Raw genomic sequence first — 18,359 nt, 5'->3', positions numbered from 1 at the left:
GAGCGAAGCTTGCTCGCGATAAACGATAACGCGGCGTAACGGACAAGCCCCAGCGTCCGGATGGCCAGCACTTGGTATAACGTTGAAACACAAGCACCGCGCCGCGCTCGAGAAAAGTAGCAAAATACGCCACCCTATCGACCCAAGACCGCGCCCTCCGTGGCGCCCCTGATGATCAAGAGACGCCCTATGCACAACACTCTGCGCCTGGCAGCCCTGTCTGCCCTGCTCGTCGGCTCCCTGGCCCAGGCCGCCGACCTGATCCCCATCGATGTGCACCGCGATGCCAACTGCGGCTGCTGCAAGAAATGGATCGAGCACCTGCAAGTCAACGGCTTCAAGGTCAACGACCACGTCGAAAGCAACATGAGCGAAGTCAAGCAGCGCCTGGGCGTGGCCCCGCGCCTGGCGTCCTGCCACACCGCGGTGATCAACGGCAAATTCGTCGAAGGCCATGTACCGGCGGACCAGGTGCTGGCCCTGAGCAAACGCGATGACCTGCTCGGCGTCGCCGCCCCCGGCATGCCCATGGGCTCGCCCGGCATGGAAATGGACGGCATGCCCGCCGATGCCTACCAGGTCATCGGCCTGACCAAAGACGGCAAGGACGTAGTGGTCGCGGACTACCCGGCCCATTGATCCTCACCGCCTGCCTCGGCCTGTTCCTGGCGGCCTTCGGCGCCGCCACCCTGCTGCCGCTGCAATCCGAAGCCGTGCTGGTGGGCCTGCTGCTCAGCGGCCAGTTCAACCTGTGGTTGCTGCTGGCCGTGGCCACCCTGGGCAATGTCCTCGGCTCCCTGGTGAACTGGTGGCTGGGCCAGCGCCTGGAACATTACAAGGACCGCCGCTGGTTCCCCGTCGGCCCACGTCATCTGCAAACCGCCCGCAACCATTACCAGCGCTACGGCCATTGGTCCCTGCTGCTGAGCTGGCTGCCGATCATCGGCGACCCGCTGACCCTGGTGGCCGGAATCATGGGCGAACCGCTCAAACGCTTCCTGCTGATCGTCACCCTGGCCAAGGGTGCGCGTTATGGCGTGCTGGCCTGGATGACCCTCGGCTGGGTCGGTTGAGCCGACCTGGGCACGCCTCTGGTCTCAAACGAGCACGACTGCGAAAGGGAGCGTTTCGCCCTGGCGATGGCCTCTGCTTATTTCAGATTTTCCCTATAGATTACAAACCGCCTCTATCAGTAACGTCCCGAAGCCAACTGCAAATTATTCGCCTCCTCATGGGGGCTTTTTTATGGACAATGCGGAAGCGAACACGGATGAGCGGCTATGTCTCCAATGGCCCGAAGGGCTATCGCAATAAGGGCGTTGAGCCTGTCGATATCGGCGCCCAACGCTGGGCAGAATATCCAGACCTGCCGCCAAAGGCAGAAGACAAACCCAACGCTGTCGGATGCACCTTTACCAAACCCTGCAAGCTCCCTGACGGGGTTATCAACTACGCAAGCTCTGCCATTCCCACCGATGCCATCAAAGAGTTCGGCGAATTCGCCTTGTTGGGTGGCCGTGAAACCGATGCTTCGGGGAACATCAAGCTTGGGAAGATCAGCGGAAACATACCGGTATCACTAGGGACACTTGCGCTCGGCGGAAGGGCTCTTACCTCTGCCGGAGTGTCCTGTGGTGGTCTATGTACTGCTGGAACGGCTGCTACTGCTGGAGCTGCTACAGGGGTTGGCACCGGGGCCAGTGTTGGAGCCGGTGCGGGTGGAGGTGCCACGGTTATTACTACTGGTGTTGTTGCTGGTGCATTGGCGGGCATGGTTGCACTGCTCTGGCCATCAAGTTTGGGCGATAGCAGTCTGTACACACCTGAACAGCTCAAGGCGCTCAAGGAAGGCCGCACACGTGTCCGGTTGCACATAGAACAGCAAACTGACGGCACGCTGAAAGGCTACGGGTACAACACTGAGAAGCGTACAGATTGGGAAATGATCCCTATAGTCGAGTTTGTAGCTCAGGGCTCTCAGCAGGTGGCTGACTTCGGAGATGGGGTGACCCTGATCTGGACGCCAGCCGTTGATCCCTCCAGCATGTCAGGAACTCCCCCGCTAGAAGCTGCACCACAGACTCCCCAAATCTGGATTTATCCGCCCACTGAGCAAGCGGATAACATCATCGTCAACCCGATCTACCCGCCTGAGTATAAAGACTTCATTCTGGTCTTCCCGATTGGCTCTGGGGTCCAGCCGCTATACATCGTGATGAATGTCCGCAAGAAGCCCGGCACTGTCACAGGGCAAGGGCAGGACGTGACAGGTATCTGGTTAGCCGGAGCTGGTACGGGTTTGGGGGTGCCAATACCATCGCAGATTGCCGATCAGTTGCATGGACAGGAGTTCACAGACTTTGACTCATTCCGAGAGGCTCTTTGGGAGCTGGTGGCCAAAGACCTGGAGTTAAGTCAGCAGTTCAACGAACGTAACCTGAAAGGCATGCTGAATGGTCTAGCACCAGTTACACCAAGGAACGGTCACGCAGGAAAGCGAATCTCATTCGAGCTGCACCACATCGAACTGATCAAGGATGGTGGCGCGGTGTACGATACTGACAATATCAACGTCGTCACACCGAGACGCCATATCGACATACACAGGGGAGTTGAGTAATGGAATTGAAGAGCCATTTGGCTTACTACACCGAACAGGAATTCAAGACCCTGATCCAAGCGATTGAAGATGCACGAACCGAGGAAGAGCGAGGTGAGCTTGTCGATCACTTCAACAAGATCGTTCCCCATCCAGCAGGAAGCGACTTGTTGTTCTACCCAGAGGCTGGGGAAGACGACTCAGCCGATGGTGTAACCCGGACTATCAGCAACTATTGCCATGACAAGGGCCTGCCGGGCTTCAAGAACTGATCCAGAGTGCTGCACAAATAGTGAAAGAAATAAGTATCGGATTTGAATTTGTGCTGAAAGACGATGAGGCGACACGAAACATGTAACAGGAGATATTCTCCAGTATCTGGCCCTGCCAAATTCAGCACCTACACCAAGAGACACACTTATGGTTAAAGACGATTCGAAGCAGCCTCTGACTTGCTTCAAGTACCGCAGTGGTGAGAGTGCCCTTAGATGCCTCGAAGAAGGTACACTTTACTTTGCGAAGCCGGGCGAGCTAAACGATGCGCTTGAAGCCAAGTTTGACCATGTTGACCTTACCATTTACAACAAAATCGTTGGGGACACCCTATCGGAGATAAGTCAAAAACGTGGCGGTCCTGCTTTGGCATTTGATAATCAAGGCCTTCCCGATTTAGCTAAAGCTACCGAAAAAGAAAATGAACGCTTTAGAAACTCTTGCAATGAGGTTGGTATTTTTTCAGCTGCACGCCGCCCCAATCATCAAGCTATGTGGGCCTACTACGCGGAAAATAACCAAGGTGTGTGCTTCGAACTCGAATGGTCAGCTTCTACCCTAGAGGACTATCAGTTGATCCCGGTGGAAGTAACGTACACCGATGCTGCCCGAGTTCATAATAGTGGGGAAGACTGGCGTGCACTGTTCCTTGATCTAGCAGAAAAGACCCCTAATGCAACTCTCGCAGAGCTTCAGGAATTATCGCTGGAGGAAGATTTCCGTCGTAGGCGGGGGATACTTTCGACAGCACGAGTGACATCAATCAAGCACACAGACTGGGCGCACGAGAAAGAGATACGACTACTTGCACCTAAAGCAGGTGCTCGCACCATACTTTCAACTGTTCTCAAGAAGGTGCACTTCATCCGAATGGATGGCGAAAAGTTTGGGCCTATCATGCAGCATCTTCACCTGAATTACCCTCAAGTACAGATAGTTCAGTGGATGATTCACCATGGTACGGTCACAACGTCAGCTAAAAACATGATGCTTCGGTCGATCCCTATCAAGGACATTTGATATATGGACGCAAATTTCCCTACCCACCCGCGCCCCGGAAAACCGATGCGCTGTTGTGAGTAGTTCTACGCAGTTTTGCCCGAGCTACTTAACCTCGGGCGACTAGGGGTACTGAAAACCCATACGGCCTCGGGTCTACCCAACTCTTGCCCTCAGCCTTTGCACGGATCAAATCTTGCTGGGTACGCTCGATCAGCAAGTCACGCTCAAACTCAGTAACAGCCCCCAGCCCCAACATACTCATCTTGCCCGCTGGAGATGTCAGGTCTACGCCGGCAAGATGACATCACTCACCTTGACCCATAGCAAATTGATGCTATCTGTTCTTGCGGGGTCGGAAGTTACAGGGAGCAAAATAAATGCGACCACTTCTCATTCTCCAACTTCAGAATCAACATCACCAAGGACAAGGACAGAATATGTTTACTGATATCAAGCCCGGACCAAAGCCTGCTAGAGACGACGGCAAAGACGACAGAAGGCGTCATGTAAACCCAGAAAACAAACCGAAGCACCCAACGCTTCCGATACATAAACCTTCGAAGTAGGAATGAGGGACCGGCTGTACGCAGTGGAACGGCCAAATATGCTTCCAATTCGAACAGGGCACGTTCCACTGCTTCAACTCAAAAATTTGTGTTCTGACGGAAAACCTCAAGTTAATGTGCCGTCACTGCTTCGAGCTTGGTCATGTACCAGAGCTAGCGCCCTAGCTAGACACAACCGGTGTACTACGAGTTCAAGGACCTGAAGATGCCGACCCTGCTGCTGATCGGCACCGCCGACACCACGGCGATCGGCAGCGACATCGCTCCGCCGGCGGTCAAGGCGCGGATCGGCAACTACCAGGTGCTGGGCAAGCAGGTGGCCGGGCTCATCCCGCACTCGACCCTGATCGAGTTCCCGGGCCTGGGCCACGCCCCGCAGATGGAAGAACCGGCGCAATTCCACCAGGCCCTGTTGGGCTGGCTGGCGCCACATTGATGCGTTTTCCCCGGAGCCTTCATGAGTGTGCAGATCGCGGTAATCGATGACTGGCAGGACGTTGCCCGTGACGTCGTGGACTGGTCGCTGCTGTCCGGCATCGGCCAGGTCAGCTTTATCCATGACTACCCCAGCGACACCGCCGCCATGAGCGAGCGCCTGGCGCCGTTCGAGGTGATCTGCGTGATGCGCGAGCGCAGCCGTTTCGACGCGGCCCTGCTGCGCAGCCTGCCGCGGCTCAAGCTGTTGCTCACCGGCGGCATGCGCAACGCCGCCATCGACCTTGCGGCCGCGGCCAGCCTGGGCATCCAGGTGTGCGGCACCGACAGTTACAAGCACGCGGCGCCGGAGCTGACCTGGGCGCTGATCATGGCCCAGACCCGCAACCTGCTCAGCGAAGCCAGCGCCCTGCGCGCCGGCCTTTGGCAACAGGGGCTGGGCGGCGACCTGCACGGCAAGACCCTGGGCATTCTCGGCCTGGGCAGCATCGGCCAGCGGGTGGCGCAGTTCGGCCAGGTGTTCGGCATGCGGGTGATCGCCTGGAGCGAGAACCTCACCGCCGAGCGGGCCGCGGCGGCCGGCGTGACCTACGTGAACAAGCAGCAGCTGTTCGAACAGGCCGACGTACTCTCGGTGCACCTGGTGCTCAGCGAGCGCAGTCGTGGCCTGGTGGACGCCCAGGCGCTGGCCTGGATGAAACCCTCGGCGCTGCTGGTCAACACCGCCCGCGGGCCAATCGTCGATGAAGCGGCGCTGATCAGCGCCCTCGAACGCGGGCGCCTGGCCGGTGCCGCGCTGGATGTGTTCGAACAGGAGCCACTGCCCCTCGACCATCCGTTGCGCCGCCTGCCCAATGTGCTGGCCACGCCCCATGTCGGCTATGTCAGCCAGCAGAACTACCGGCAGTTCTTCGCCCAGATGATCGAGGACATCCAGGCCTGGGCCGCCGGCCAGCCGATCCGTCAGCTGGGCTGAACACCACCTCAGGGCATTGCGCCAGCACTGCCCTGCACCATCATCGGGCGCGGGCGGTTTTTCCCCGCACCGCCTTCTCGCACCCCCTCACCGTTTTCGCGCCAAGGCTAAAAAGCCACGCCCCCGGCCGGTGCGCGAGACTGCCTTTCGTCGGCTTTATTCCGCGGTAGCGCAACCTTCGCCCCGAGAAAACCTAATCGTCACGCCCGCGCTCTAACTTCTGTCCTAGACTGGAATTCGAAAAGTGACCAGGCAGTCACTTCCAGGGAAATAAAGTCGAAACTTTTGGCTCGCGCCTTGGGTCAGGTTAAAGGTAGGGCCTTCGCGACTGGTGCAATCCTTGCAATGGCCCCTTCACCCTCTTTGCGTCGACGCATGAGGCTGCGTTCGGCTTTCGCATGCGCAACGTTTTTGTGCCCGGCCAGCGGATCGGCCTTTTGACACCGCCGGCTGATGCCAGGAACAGATCAATAAAACGGGAGAGACAGATGACCAGTGCCGTATTGCAAACCCAGGGAACGCATCCTCTGCATCTGGCCGGTGAACCGGCTTCCAAATCGATTCTCGCCCCTGGCGGCAAGACGTTACTGCCCCTGATCCATCACAACCCCAATCGCAAGAAAGTCCTGTTCGTCACCTCGGAAATCGCCGACCTGGTCAAGACCGGCGGCCTGGGCGACGTGTCGGCCGCCCTGCCCCGCGCCATGGCGCAACTGCATGACGTACGGCTGCTGATCCCCGGCTACCCGCAAGTGCTGCACAGCGAAAACCCGATTCATATCATTGGCGAACTGGGCGGCCACGCGGCCCTGCCGGCCTGCAAGATCGGGCGCATGGACATGCCCGACGGCCTGGTGATCTATGTGCTGATCTGCCCGGAACTCTACGAGCGCGAAGGCACCCCCTACGGCGCCAACAACGGCCGCGACTGGCCGGACAACCATATCCGCTTCGCCCGCCTGGGCCTGGCCGCCGCCGACATCGCCGCCAACCTGGCGCAGATCCACTGGTGCCCGGATCTGGTGCACGCCCATGACTGGCCTGCCGGGCTGGCGCCGGCCTATATGCACTGGCGCGGGCAACGCACGCCGACCCTGTTCACCATCCACAACCTGGCGTACCAGGGCGTGGTCAGCCTGGCCTGCTGCCCGGAGCTGGGCATCCCCGAACACGCCCTGCAACAGGAAGGCATGGAGTTCTACGGCAAGCTGTCGTTCCTCAAGGCGGGCATGGCCTACGCCAGCCACATCACCACCGTCAGCGCCACCTATGCCCAGGAAATCACCACCCCGGCCTTCGGCTGCGGGCTCGACGGTTTCCTCGCCAGCAAGACCCAGCAAGGCCTGCTCAGCGGCATCCCCAACGGCATCGACGAAAGTTGGGACGCCGCCACCGACCCGCACCTGTTCAGCCCCTTCGCCATCGGCGACTGGCAAGGCAAGGCCGCCAATGCCGCCCATGTACGGCGGATATTCGGCCTCGATGACAGCAGCGGCCCGCTGTTCGCCGTGGTCTCGCGCCTGGTCTACCAGAAAGGCCTGGACCTCACCGAAGGCGTGGCCGAGTACATCGTCAAGTCCGGCGGCCAGATCGCCATCATCGGTCGCGGCGAACCGGAAGAAGAACAGGCCATGCGCGCCCTGGCCGCGCGTTTCCCCGGGCGCATCGGGGTGAATATCGGCTTCAACGAAACCGACGCCCGCCGCATGTTCGCCGGCAGCGACTTCCTGCTGATGCCTTCGCGCTACGAACCCTGCGGCCTGAGCCAGATGTACGCCCAGCGCTTCGGTTCGTTGCCGGTGGCGCGCAATACCGGCGGCCTGGCCGACACCATCGAGAACGGCGTCACCGGCTTTCTGTTCGACGAGTCCACGGTGGCCAGCTACGAAGAAGCCCTGAGCCGCGCCTTCAAGGTGTTCGCCTATCCGCAGCTGCTCAACGCCATGCGCTGCCGGGCCATGGCCGCGCCCTTCAACTGGTGCAAGGCGGTGGAACCCTACGCCGAACTCTATGAACAGCTGGTGGCCAAGGCCTTGGGAAAATCGGCCAAACCCTGAGAGGCACCCCAAGATGCCGGCAAGGACACTGGAAACCTGGCCCCACGGCACAGTCCCACTCGATGCCGAGCGCACCCGCTTTGCCCTCTGGGCGCCGGACGCCCGTCATGTCAGCGTTGAGCTGCAAGACGGGCCGTCGCTGCCCATGCGGCCCCAGGCCAACGGCTGGTTCATGATCATCGGCCGCTGTCCGCCCGGCACTCGCTACCGCTTCAACATCGATGAGCGGATCCGCGTGCCCGACCCGGCCTCCCGGGCCCAGGACGGCGATGTCCACGGCCCCAGCCTGGTGGTCGATCCCCTGGCCTATCGCTGGCAGCACCCGCACTGGCAAGGCCGGCCGTGGCACCAAGCGGTAATCTACGAGCTGCATGTGGGTGTTCTGGGTGGTTACCGCGAAGTGGAAAAACACCTGCCGCGCCTGGCCGAGCTGGGCATCACCGCCATCGAACTGATGCCCCTGGCGGAGTTTCCCGGCGACCGCAACTGGGGCTACGACGGCGTCCTGCCTTATGCGCCGGAAGCCTCCTACGGCTCGCCCGACGACCTCAAGCACCTGATCGACTGCGCCCATGGCCTGGGTCTCGCGGTGATGCTCGACGTGGTCTACAACCACTTCGGCCCCGACGGCAACTACCTGCATCACTACGCCAAGGCCTTCTTCAGGGAGGACCGGCACACGCCCTGGGGCGCGGCCATCGACTTTCGCCGCCAGCCCGTACGCGACTTCTTTATCGACAATGCCCTGATGTGGCTGCTGGAGTACCGCTTCGACGGCCTGCGCCTGGATGCCGTACATGCCATCGACGACCCGGACTTCCTGCACGAATTGGCGCAGCGGGTGCGCCAACGGATCGACCCGATGCGGCAGGTCTGGCTGACCCTGGAAAACGAGCACAACCAGGCCAGCCTGCTGGAGCAGCACTTCGACGCGCAGTGGAACGACGACGGGCACAACGCCCTGCATGTGCTGCTCACCGGCGAAACCGACGCCTACTACGCCGACTTCGCCGAACGCCCCACCGAGAAACTGGCGCGCTGCCTGAGCCAGGGCTTCGCCTACCAGGGCCATGTCACCCGCCACGGCACCGCCCGCGGCGAGCCCAGCGGCCACCTGCCGCCCAGCGCCTTCGTGCTGTTTTTGCAGAACCACGACCAGATCGGCAACCGCGCCTTCGGCGAACGCCTGGTGCGCCTGGCCGAGCCACAGGCGTTGCGGGCGGCCACGGTGCTGTTGCTGCTGTCGCCGATGATCCCGCTGCTGTTCATGGGTGACGAACTGGCGGCGCCGCAGCCCTTTCTGTTTTTCACCAGCCATCACGGCGAACTGGCGGACGCGGTGCGCGAAGGCCGACGCGGTGAATTCGCCGCCTTCAGCGCCTTTGCCGATCCCCATGAACGCGAGCAGATTCCCGACCCGAACGCACCGGACACCTTCCTCGCGTCGCGGCCGCAGGCGGACCCGGCCCAGGGCGAACAGACCCAGGCCCTGTATCGCCAACTGTTGCAACTGCGCCGCGAGCACATCGTACCCCACCTGCCCGGCGCCGAAGCCCTGGGTGCCGAGGTGCTGGCCGAGGGTGCGCTGTGCGCCCGCTGGCGCCTGGGCAATGGCCAGGAACTGCGGATCGATCTCAACCTGAGCCCGCACAAGGTCGAGCAGCGGCCACCGAGCGCAGCGCAGTGCCTGTTCGACTACCCGGCCCAGGCTTTCGAGCTTCTGCAGCGAGGCCATCTCACCCCCTATAGCGCATTGGTCAGCCTCGGCGCACTCGCCCCACTGCCTGACCTTGACGGAGAACGCCCATGAGCGACGCGCAACTGGAAATCCTCGCCAGCCGAGCCGGCCTGGCCGTCGACTGGATCGACGCCAACGGCCGCCCGCAACGGGTCGAGCCACGGGTGCTGCGAGCCGTGCTGGCCAGCCTCGGCCATCCGGCCGACAACGACCGACAGATCGAAGCCAGCCTGCGCCAGCTGCTACAGGCGCAACAGAGCCGGCAACTGCCACCGCTGCTGACCGCCGATGTCGGCCAGGGCCTGGACCTGGGGCATTACTTCGCCCCGGACACGCCCTGTGAAATCCACCTGGAAGACGGCAGCGTGCTGAACCTCAAGCTGGACGACAACTCCATGCTGCCGGGCCTGATCCCGGTGGGTTACCAGGAGGTCAGCATCGCAGGCCAGCACTTCACCCTGGCCGTGGCGCCCGAGCGCTGCTACAGCGTCGCCGACGCCGTGGACCAGGCCACGCCCCGCGCCTGGGGCCTGGGCGTGCAGCTGTATTCGCTGCGGCGCAGCGGCGACGGCGGTTATGGCGATGGCGGTTATGGTGACACTGGGGCCCTCGAAGACCTGGTCCGGGTCGCCGGCGAACGGGGTGCCGAGTCCCTAGCCATCAGCCCATTGCATGCCATGTTCAGCAGCGACACCGGACGCTACAGCCCCTACTCGCCGTCCAGCCGGCTGTTTCTCAACAGCCTGTACGCCGCCCCCGGAACCATTCTCGGCGAGCGCGCCTGGCGCAGCGCCATCGACGCCAGCGGCCTGGGGCCGCAACTGCAACAGTTGGAACAACAGCCGATGGTCGACTGGCCGGTGGCGGCCCAGGCCCGGCAGAAAGTCCTGCGCGCTCTTTATGAAGGCTTCTGCCAGGGCGAGCACCCGCTGCACCAGGACTTCGCCAGTTTTCGCCACGCCAGCGGCGAGGCCCTGGAAAACCACTGCTGCTTCGAAGCCATCCAGGCCCAGCGCGCGGCCCATGGCGAAAGCCTCGACTGGCGCCAATGGCCCGACGCCTGGCGCACCCCGCGCAGCCCGGCGCTGGCGCAGTTCGCCGAGGAACACGCCAGCGACATCGGCTTCTATGCCTTCTGCCAATGGCTGATCGCCCGTTGCCTGGAGCGGGTGCAGAGCACCGCCCGCAGCAGCGGCATGGGCATCGGCCTGATCGCCGACCTGGCGGTGGGCGCCGATGGCGGCGGCAGCCAGGCCTGGAGCCGCCAGGACGAACTGCTGGCGGCGCTGACCGTCGGCGCGCCGCCGGACATTCTCAATCGCCAGGGCCAGGGCTGGGGCATCTCTGCCTTCTCCCCGGAGGGCCTGGTGCGCAACGGTTTCCACGCTTTTATCGAAATGCTCCGGGCCAACTTCGCCCATGCCGGCGGCCTGCGTATCGACCATGTGATGGGCCTGCAACGACTGTGGGTGATCCCCCTCGGCGCCCCGCCCTGCGACGGCGCCTACCTGTATTACCCGGTGGACGACCTGCTGCGCCTGCTGACCCTGGAGTCGCACCGGCACCAGGCGATCGTCCTCGGCGAAGACCTCGGCACGGTGCCCGACGGCCTGCGGGAAAAACTCAGCGCGCGGGCCATGCTCGGCATGCGCGTGTTGCTGTTCGAGCAGGAGCACGGCACCCATTTCCGGCCGATCCTCGACTGGCCGGACAACGCCCTGGCCACCACCAGCACCCACGACCTGCCAACCCTCAACGGCTGGTGGCAAGGCCGCGACATCGACTGGAGCGCGCGCCTGGGCCTGGTGGACGAAAGCGGCGAAACCCACTGGCGCGAACATCGCCAGCGCGAACGCGAGGGCCTGCGCCACGCCCTGAGCCGCGACCCACAGAATTTTCGTGAAGACACCCACGAAGCCGACCAGGTGGTGGACGCCAGCGTGCGCTTCCTCGGCCATACCCGTGCGCCGCTGGTGCTGCTGCCTTTGGAGGACGCCCTGGGCATCGACGAACAGGCCAACCTGCCCGGCACCCTCGACAGCCACCCCAACTGGCGTCGGCGCCTGGCCGGCAGCAGCGCGGCCTTGCTCGATGACCCGGACGCCGCGCGCCGCCTGGAGCTGCTGGCCTGCGCCCGGCAACAGGCCCACGAGCGCGACCGATGAACCGGGCGGCGACCCCGTCTGTGCGGGCCACCTTGCGCCTGCAGTTTCATCGTGGCTTCACCCTCGATGAGGCGGTGCCGCTGGTACCCTACTTTGCCCGCCTGGGCATCAGCCACCTGTACGCCTCGCCGCTGCTGTGCGCCCGCGCCGGCTCGCTGCACGGCTACGACGTGGTCGACCCGACCCGGGTCAACCCCGAGCTGGGTGGCGAGGCCGCCCTGGAGCGCCTGGTCCGCAGCCTGCGCCAGCACGACATGGGCCTGCTGCTGGATATCGTCTCCAACCACATGGCGGTCGGCGGCGCGGACAACCCCTGGTGGCAGGACCTGCTGCGCTGGGGCCGCCTGAGCCCCTACGGCGAGTTCTTCGATATCCAGTGGCACTCCCCCGACCCCTTGCTGGAGGGCCAGTTGCTGCTGCCCTTCCTCGGCAACGACTACGGCGTGGCCCTGCAGGAAGGCGCGCTGAGGCTGTGCTTCGATGCCGCACGGGGCGAGTTTCATGTCGAGCATTACCAGCATCACTTCCCGATCTGCCCCAGCGACTATGGCGAGCTGCTCCGGGTCCAGGGCGAGCTCGACGCCGAGCCGGCCGAATGCCTCAAGTCACTGGCCGATGCCTTCAGCACCCTGCGCTACCAGCCCGACGCCCACACCCAGGCCGAGCCCCTGCAACAGCAGCTGCGGGACGCCGCCCGTGACCCGCGGATCCGCGCGGCCATCGAGCAGCAGCTGGCGCTCTACGACGCGCGCCAGTCGCAGGGCTTCGCCCGCCTGCACACACTGCTGGAGCAGCAGAGCTATCGCCTGGCCAGTTGGCGCACCGCGGCGGACGACATCAACTGGCGGCGCTTCTTCGACGTCAACGAGCTGGGCGGGCTGCGGGTCGAGCGCCCGGCGGTGTTCGAGGCCACCCACGGGAAAATCTTCCAGTTGATCGCCGCCGGCCTGGTGGACGGGCTGCGCATCGACCATATCGACGGCCTGGCCGATCCCCGTGGCTACTGCCGTAAACTGCGGCGCCGGGTCGATGCCCTGCGCCCCGGCCAGTACCTGCCGATCTACGTGGAAAAGATCCTCGGCGCCGGCGAAAGCCTGCGCCGCGACTGGGGCGTGGACGGCAGCACCGGCTACGAATTCATGAACCAGCTGTCGCTGCTGCAGCACGACCCGCAAGGCGCTTCACCGCTGTCCGAACTCTGGAGCCGGCACAGCGAACGCCCGGCGGCCTTTCTCGAAGAAGCCCGGCTGGCGCGCCAGCAGTTGCTCAATGGCTCGCTGGCCAGCGACTTCGAAAGCGTGGCCCAGGCCTTGCTGCAAGTGGCGCGCAACGATGTGATGAGCCGCGACCTGACCCTGGGAGCGATTCGCCGCGCCTTGCAGGAACTGATCGTGCACTTCCCGGTGTACCGCACCTACATTGGCGCCTGCGGGCGCTCGGCGGCGGACGAGGTGTTCTTCCAGCAGGCCCTGCAAGGCGCTCGCGACACCCTGGGCGAAGCCGACTGGCCGGTGCTGGCCTACCTGCAACAGTGGCTCGGCGGCCGCGGCTGGCGCCAGCTGCCACCGGGGCGGCAGCGCAAGGTGCTCAAGCATGCCTGCGTGCGCTTCCAGCAACTGACCTCGCCGACCGCGGCCAAGGCGGTGGAAGACACCGCGCTCTATCGCTCGGCAGTGTTGCTGTCGCGCAACGACGTGGGTTTTTCCACCGAGCAGTTCTGCGCCCCGGTGGAAGATTTCCACGCGGCCTGCCGTGAGCGCCTGGCGACCTTCCCCGACAACCTGCTGGCCAGCGCCACCCACGACCACAAGCGCGGCGAAGATGCCCGCGCGCGCCTGGCGGTGCTCAGCGAACTCAGCCCCTGGTACGTCGAACAGGTGGAACACTGGCGCAGCCTGGCCCAGGCCCTGCGCAGCGATCCCCAGGCACCCGGCGCCGGCGACGAGTTGATCCTCTATCAGGCCCTGCTCGGCAGCTGGCCGCTGGAGCTGCACAGCGACGACAGCCAGGGCCTGCGCGACTATGCCCGGCGCCTGTGGCAATGGCAGGAAAAAGCCCTGCGCGAAGCCAAGCTGCACAGCAGCTGGGCAGCGGCTAACGAGTCCTATGAAAGTGCCGTCCATGACTTCATCGAGCGACTGTTGCTCAGCCCCGCGGGCCAGCCGTTGCGCAGCGCCATAGGCACGGCCGTCCAGGTCATCGCGCCCGTTGGCGCCCTCAACGGCCTGGCTCAATCCTTGCTGCGCATGACCGTGCCGGGGGTGCCGGACCTGTATCAGGGCAACGAGTTCTGGGACTTCAGCCTGGTGGATCCGGACAACCGCCGCCCGGTGGACTTCGCGGCCCGACAGCAGGCGCTGGACCCCTGCGGCGAAACCATGGAACTGCTGGCCCACTGGCGCGACGGGCGCATCAAGCAGGCCCTGATCGCCGCCACGCTGACACGCCGTGGCGAGTACCCGCAGCTGTTTCGCCGGGGCACTTACCAGGCACTGCCGGTACAGGGCCGACACGCCGACAAGGTGCTGGCCTTCATGCGCGAACACCAGGGCCAGCGCGCCGTGGTGATAGTGCCCAGGCTGGTCGCCGGGCTGCTGGAAAGCGGCGCGCCCCCCCGGGTCGACGCGCCGGATTGGGGCGATACGCGGGTGCCTTTACCGTTCGCCGCACCAGGACAAAACCTGAAGGGACTTTTTTCCACGGGGGCAGTCACACCCCACAAGGATCTGATGATCAGCAGCGCATTGCGGGATTTCCCGGTCAACCTCTTCATCCAAACTTGAGTTCAGTTCAGGAGCATTGCGATGAGTACCGACGACAAACGCATTCGTGAGTTCGCCTATCAAATCTGGGAATCGGAAGGCCGGCCCGACGGCCAGGAACACCGGCATTGGGAAATGGCCCGCAAGCTCGCCGAAGCCGAGGCCCTGGCCCCGAGCAAGCCACCCAAGGCGACCCGTGCCGCCAGCGCCAAGCCCGGCAAACCCGCGGCAAAGCCCAAGGCCGTCGCCAAATCCACGGCTGCGGCACCCTTGGCCCCAGGAGAAAAGGTGTCTCCTGGAGAAAAAGGCTTGCCGCCCGGGGGCAAAAGCAGCGCGGTGAAAAAGCCGCGGGCACCGCGCAAGCCAGCGGCCAGCTGACGCCCCTGCCGCCGAGGCGCTCGCGCCACCTCCGCTGTCGACCTTGCCCATGTGCGTGGCGCGCCCGAGCGCCACAGGGAGCCTGTTCGCCCATCTGATTCCCAGGAGCACCCATGACCACGTCCAAAGCAGCCGCCACGCCGAACACCTCGCCAGCGACCGAGCCCTCGCGCATCCGCGAAGGCCTGCCCTTCCCGCTCGGCGCGACCTGGGACGGCCTGGGGGTCAACTTCGCCCTGTTCTCGGCCAATGCCACCAAGGTCGAACTGTGCCTGTTCGACGCCTCGGGCGAAGTCGAGCTGGAACGTATCGAACTGCCGGAATACACCGACGAAATCTTCCACGGCTACCTGCCCGACGCCCATCCCGGGCTGATCTACGGCTACCGGGTGCACGGCCCCTACGACCCGGCCAAGGGTCATCGCTTCAACCCCAACAAGCTGTTGATCGACCCGTATGCCAAGCAACTGGTGGGCGAACTGAAATGGTCCGAGGCACTGTTCGGCTACACCATCGGGCACCCCGACGCCGACCTCAGTTTCGACGAACGCGACAGCGCGCCCTTCGTGCCGAAAAGCAAAGTGATCGACCCGGCCCACACCTGGGGCCACGATCACCGGGTCAGTGTGCCCTGGGACAAGACGATCATTTATGAGACTCACGTGCGCGGCTTCACCATGCGTCATCCCTCGGTGCCGGAGGCGGTGCGCGGCACCTTCGCCGGGTTGATGGTCGACGATGTGCTGGAGCACATCCGCAAGCTCGGGGTGTCCTCGGTGGAGCTGTTGCCGATCCACGCCTTCGTCAACGACCAGCACCTGCTGCACAAAGGCATGACCAACTACTGGGGCTACAACAGCATCGCCTTCTTCGCCCCCGACCCGCGCTACCTGGCCAGCGGCAAGATCGCCGAGTTCAAGGAAATGGTCGCGCACCTGCACGAAGCCGGGCTCGAACTGATACTCGACGTGGTCTACAACCACACCGCCGAGGGCAACGAGCAAGGCCCGACCCTGTCCATGCGCGGCATCGACAACGCCTCCTACTACCGCCTGATGCCCGACGACAAACGCTTCTATATCAATGACTCCGGGACCGGCAACACCCTCGACCTGAGCCACCCCTGCGTGCTGCAGATGGTCACCGATTCGCTGCGCTACTGGGCCACGGAAATGCACGTGGACGGTTTCCGCTTCGACCTGGCGACCATTCTCGGGCGCTACCACCATGGCTTCGACGAGCGCCACAGCTTCCTCGTGGCCTGCCGCCAGGACCCGGTGCTGCGCCAGGTGAAGCTGATCGCCGAGCCGTGGGACATCGGCCCCGGCGGTTATCAGGTGGGCGGGTTCCCGCCGGGCTGGGTGGAATGGAACGACAAGTTCCGCGACACCGTGCGCGCCTTCTGGAAAGGCGACGACGGCCAGCTCGCCGACTTCGCCGCGCGCATGACCGCCTCCGGCGAGATGTTCAACCAGCGCGGGCGGCGGCCTTATACCTCTGTCAATTTCGTGACCGCCCACGACGGCTTCACCCTGCATGACCTGGTGTCCTACAACGACAAGCACAACGAAGCCAACGACGAGGGCAACCAGGACGGCAGCAACCACAACCTGTCGTGGAACCACGGCGTCGAAGGCCCCACCGACGACCCACAGATCAATGCGCTGCGCCTGCGCCAGATGCGCAACTTCTTCGCCACCCTGCTGCTGGCCCAGGGCACGCCGATGTTGGTCGCCGGCGACGAGTTCGCCCGCACCCAGCACGGCAACAACAACGCCTATTGCCAGGACAGCGAAATCGGCTGGGTCAACTGGGACCTGGACGACGATGGCAAGTCGCTGCTCAAGTTCGTCAAGCGCCTGGTCAAGCTGCGCATGGCCTACCCGATCCTGCGCCGCGGACGCTTCCTGGTGGGCAACTACAACGAGGACATCGGGGTCAAGGACGTCACCTGGCTCGCCCCGGACGCCAGCGAAATGACCATCGAACAATGGCAGGACGGCCACGGCCGCTGCCTGGGCATGCTGCTCGACGGCCGCGCCCAGGAAACCGGAATACGCCGCCCCGGCGCCGACGCGACCCTGCTGCTGGTGGTCAACGCCCATCACGACATCGTCAACTTCTGCCTGCCGGAAGTGCCCGACGGCGGCTTCTGGACCTGCATGATCGACACCAACCAGCCCTCGGTGAAAGGCCAGGAACGCTTCGAGTTCGGCCACCCGTACTCGGTGACCGGCCGCTCGCTGCTGCTGTTCGAACTGCAGCATGAGAGCGACGATTGAGCAGGTGGCTGGCCATTTGCCGAACTTAATGGCGGGCAGTGCCCAGCCCATCAGACACATGTACGATGGTGCCAGACACCCATTCCCCGCTATCTTGAACACCTGAGCGTCGCCGTCAGAAAAAAACCGCTGGCCCCTGCGACGGCGACCAACGGCTGTGTATGATTGAACGCTCTTGCAGGACGGCAATCCAAGGTATGGAGCGCCGGCACCCGGACCGACACCGGGTGCGAACCCAAGCGGCCCGGTTCATCACCGCGCGCCGGCTGCCCCGGAACAAGGATGTGACACCCATGAGACCCATACCCCTGAGCGACAACTGGCCAGAGCAGGTCTGGAACGGCGCCCGCCAACTGCTCGACGTCCCCCCCATCAACCTTGCCAGCCTGGTGCCGCCCGGATTTCGCGCGGTGGTCATTGCCCCGCACCCCGGCGACGAAGTGCTGACCTGCGGCGGCCTGCTGCAGGTACTGGCCCACCACGGCCATCCGCTGCAACTGATTTCCGTCACCGACGGCAGCGCCAGCCACCCCGGCTCCGACCTGTGGTCGGAGCGGCGCCTGAGCGTGTTCCGCCCCCAGGAAAGTGTCGAGGCCCTGCGCCGCCTGGGTTTGCCCCTGCACAGCCTGAAGTGGATTCGCGGCGGTTTTGCCGACAGTGTGCTGCAGGAGCGCGAGCATCAACTGAGCCAGTTCATCGGCCGTTACCTGCGCCCCGATGACGTGGTGTTCAGCACCTGGCGCGAAGACGGCAACGACGACCACGATGCCGTCGGCCGGGCCAGCGCCAAGGCCGCGGCCCGGGCCGGCGTGGCGTTCCACGAAGTTCCGGTGTGGGCCTGGCACTGGCCGGCGCGCGACGAACACCTGCTGCCCTGGCACCGCGCCCGCAAGCTGCGCCTCGACACCTGGACCGTGGCCCGCAAGCGCCACGCGGCGCATGCCTATGCCAGCCAGTTGCAGGGCGATCCGGGCATCGGCCTGGCCCCGACCCTGACGCCGGTGGTGCTGGAGCGACTGCGCCAGTCCTACGAAATCATTTTCATGTAGTACCGCCCCGATGTACGCCACCCGGGGGAAAACCTGAACTGACCGGCAAAGTGTCAGTCGCATGAGTAATCGCCCTG

13 protein-coding genes and 2 pseudogenes are annotated in these 18,359 nt (G+C 63.9%); 14 read left to right on the top strand and 1 reads right to left on the bottom strand.

The window, feature by feature from the left end; genetic code table 11:
* Window positions 1–189 precede the first annotated feature (189 nt).
* The 5 genes from C4K38_RS14530 to C4K38_RS14510 all read left to right on the top strand — a co-directional run bounded on the left by C4K38_RS14530 (window position 190) and on the right by C4K38_RS14510 (window position 3,892).
* Window positions 190–639, top strand: a complete 450-nt coding sequence (locus tag C4K38_RS14530; RefSeq protein ID WP_053278967.1) for a DUF411 domain-containing protein — start codon at window positions 190–192, stop codon at window positions 637–639.
* Window positions 636–1,073: a YqaA family protein gene (locus tag C4K38_RS14525; RefSeq protein WP_053278966.1), complete on the top strand. Its 438-nt coding sequence runs from the start codon at window positions 636–638 to the stop codon at window positions 1,071–1,073. Before C4K38_RS14530 ends, C4K38_RS14525 begins: the two co-directional genes overlap by 4 nt.
* A gap of 197 nt (window positions 1,074–1,270) precedes the next feature.
* Complete coding sequence (locus C4K38_RS14520; protein ID WP_053278965.1) at window positions 1,271–2,620, top strand: pyocin-S2/colicin E7-DNase domain-containing protein; 1,350 nt, start codon at window positions 1,271–1,273, stop codon at window positions 2,618–2,620.
* Window positions 2,620–2,871, top strand: a complete 252-nt coding sequence (locus C4K38_RS14515; protein ID WP_053278964.1) for a bacteriocin immunity protein — start codon at window positions 2,620–2,622, stop codon at window positions 2,869–2,871. Before C4K38_RS14520 ends, C4K38_RS14515 begins: the two co-directional genes overlap by 1 nt.
* 148 nt (window positions 2,872–3,019) lie before the next feature.
* On the top strand, window positions 3,020–3,892 hold the full coding sequence (locus tag C4K38_RS14510) for a DUF2971 domain-containing protein (RefSeq protein ID WP_053278963.1): 873 nt from the start codon (window positions 3,020–3,022) through the stop codon (window positions 3,890–3,892).
* A gap of 65 nt (window positions 3,893–3,957) precedes the next feature.
* On the opposite strand, the pseudogene C4K38_RS14505 reads toward C4K38_RS14510, so the two are convergent.
* Window positions 3,958–4,172: pseudogene (locus C4K38_RS14505) on the bottom strand (recombinase family protein); the annotation flags it as partial.
* A 437-nt stretch (window positions 4,173–4,609) separates the two neighbouring features.
* Here C4K38_RS14505 and C4K38_RS14500 point away from each other — a divergent pair.
* The 9 genes and pseudogenes from C4K38_RS14500 to C4K38_RS14460 form a co-directional block, all read left to right on the top strand.
* Window positions 4,610–4,876 (top strand): annotated as a pseudogene (locus C4K38_RS14500) (alpha/beta fold hydrolase); the annotation flags it as partial.
* A 21-nt stretch (window positions 4,877–4,897) separates the two neighbouring features.
* On the top strand, window positions 4,898–5,851 hold the full coding sequence (locus C4K38_RS14495; protein WP_025809092.1) for a D-2-hydroxyacid dehydrogenase family protein: 954 nt from the start codon (window positions 4,898–4,900) through the stop codon (window positions 5,849–5,851).
* Window positions 5,852–6,339: 488 nt separating this feature from the next.
* On the top strand, window positions 6,340–7,908 hold the full coding sequence (gene glgA, locus C4K38_RS14490; protein ID WP_053278961.1) for a glycogen synthase GlgA: 1,569 nt from the start codon (window positions 6,340–6,342) through the stop codon (window positions 7,906–7,908).
* A gap of 13 nt (window positions 7,909–7,921) precedes the next feature.
* On the top strand, window positions 7,922–9,718 hold the full coding sequence (gene treZ / locus C4K38_RS14485) for a malto-oligosyltrehalose trehalohydrolase (protein ID WP_053278960.1): 1,797 nt from the start codon (window positions 7,922–7,924) through the stop codon (window positions 9,716–9,718).
* On the top strand, window positions 9,715–11,811 hold the full coding sequence (gene malQ / locus C4K38_RS14480) for a 4-alpha-glucanotransferase (RefSeq protein WP_053278959.1): 2,097 nt from the start codon (window positions 9,715–9,717) through the stop codon (window positions 11,809–11,811). Before treZ ends, malQ begins: the two co-directional genes overlap by 4 nt.
* Window positions 11,808–14,594, top strand: coding sequence for a malto-oligosyltrehalose synthase (locus C4K38_RS14475; RefSeq protein WP_053278958.1), 2,787 nt, complete (start codon window positions 11,808–11,810; stop codon window positions 14,592–14,594). The genes malQ and C4K38_RS14475 overlap by 4 nt, the downstream gene beginning before the upstream one ends.
* A 21-nt stretch (window positions 14,595–14,615) precedes the next feature.
* The gene (locus tag C4K38_RS14470; RefSeq protein WP_053278957.1) at window positions 14,616–14,951 is read left to right on the top strand and encodes a DUF2934 domain-containing protein; all 336 of its coding nucleotides are present in this window, start codon (window positions 14,616–14,618) and stop codon (window positions 14,949–14,951) included.
* Between the two features lie 113 nt (window positions 14,952–15,064).
* Entirely contained in the window at window positions 15,065–17,233 is a 2,169-nt protein-coding gene (gene glgX / locus C4K38_RS14465; RefSeq protein ID WP_053278956.1) for a glycogen debranching protein GlgX, read from the top strand.
* Window positions 17,234–17,526: 293 nt separating this feature from the next.
* The gene (locus C4K38_RS14460) at window positions 17,527–18,282 is read left to right on the top strand and encodes a PIG-L deacetylase family protein (RefSeq protein ID WP_053278955.1); all 756 of its coding nucleotides are present in this window, start codon (window positions 17,527–17,529) and stop codon (window positions 18,280–18,282) included.
* The last annotated feature ends 77 nt before the right edge of the window (window positions 18,283–18,359 follow it).

The organism is Pseudomonas chlororaphis subsp. piscium, assembly GCF_003850345.1.
GTDB lineage: Bacteria > Pseudomonadota > Gammaproteobacteria > Pseudomonadales > Pseudomonadaceae > Aquipseudomonas > Aquipseudomonas piscium.
Note: the sequence above shows the minus strand (reverse complement) of the source record. Positions and strands in the feature narration are given on the sequence as shown.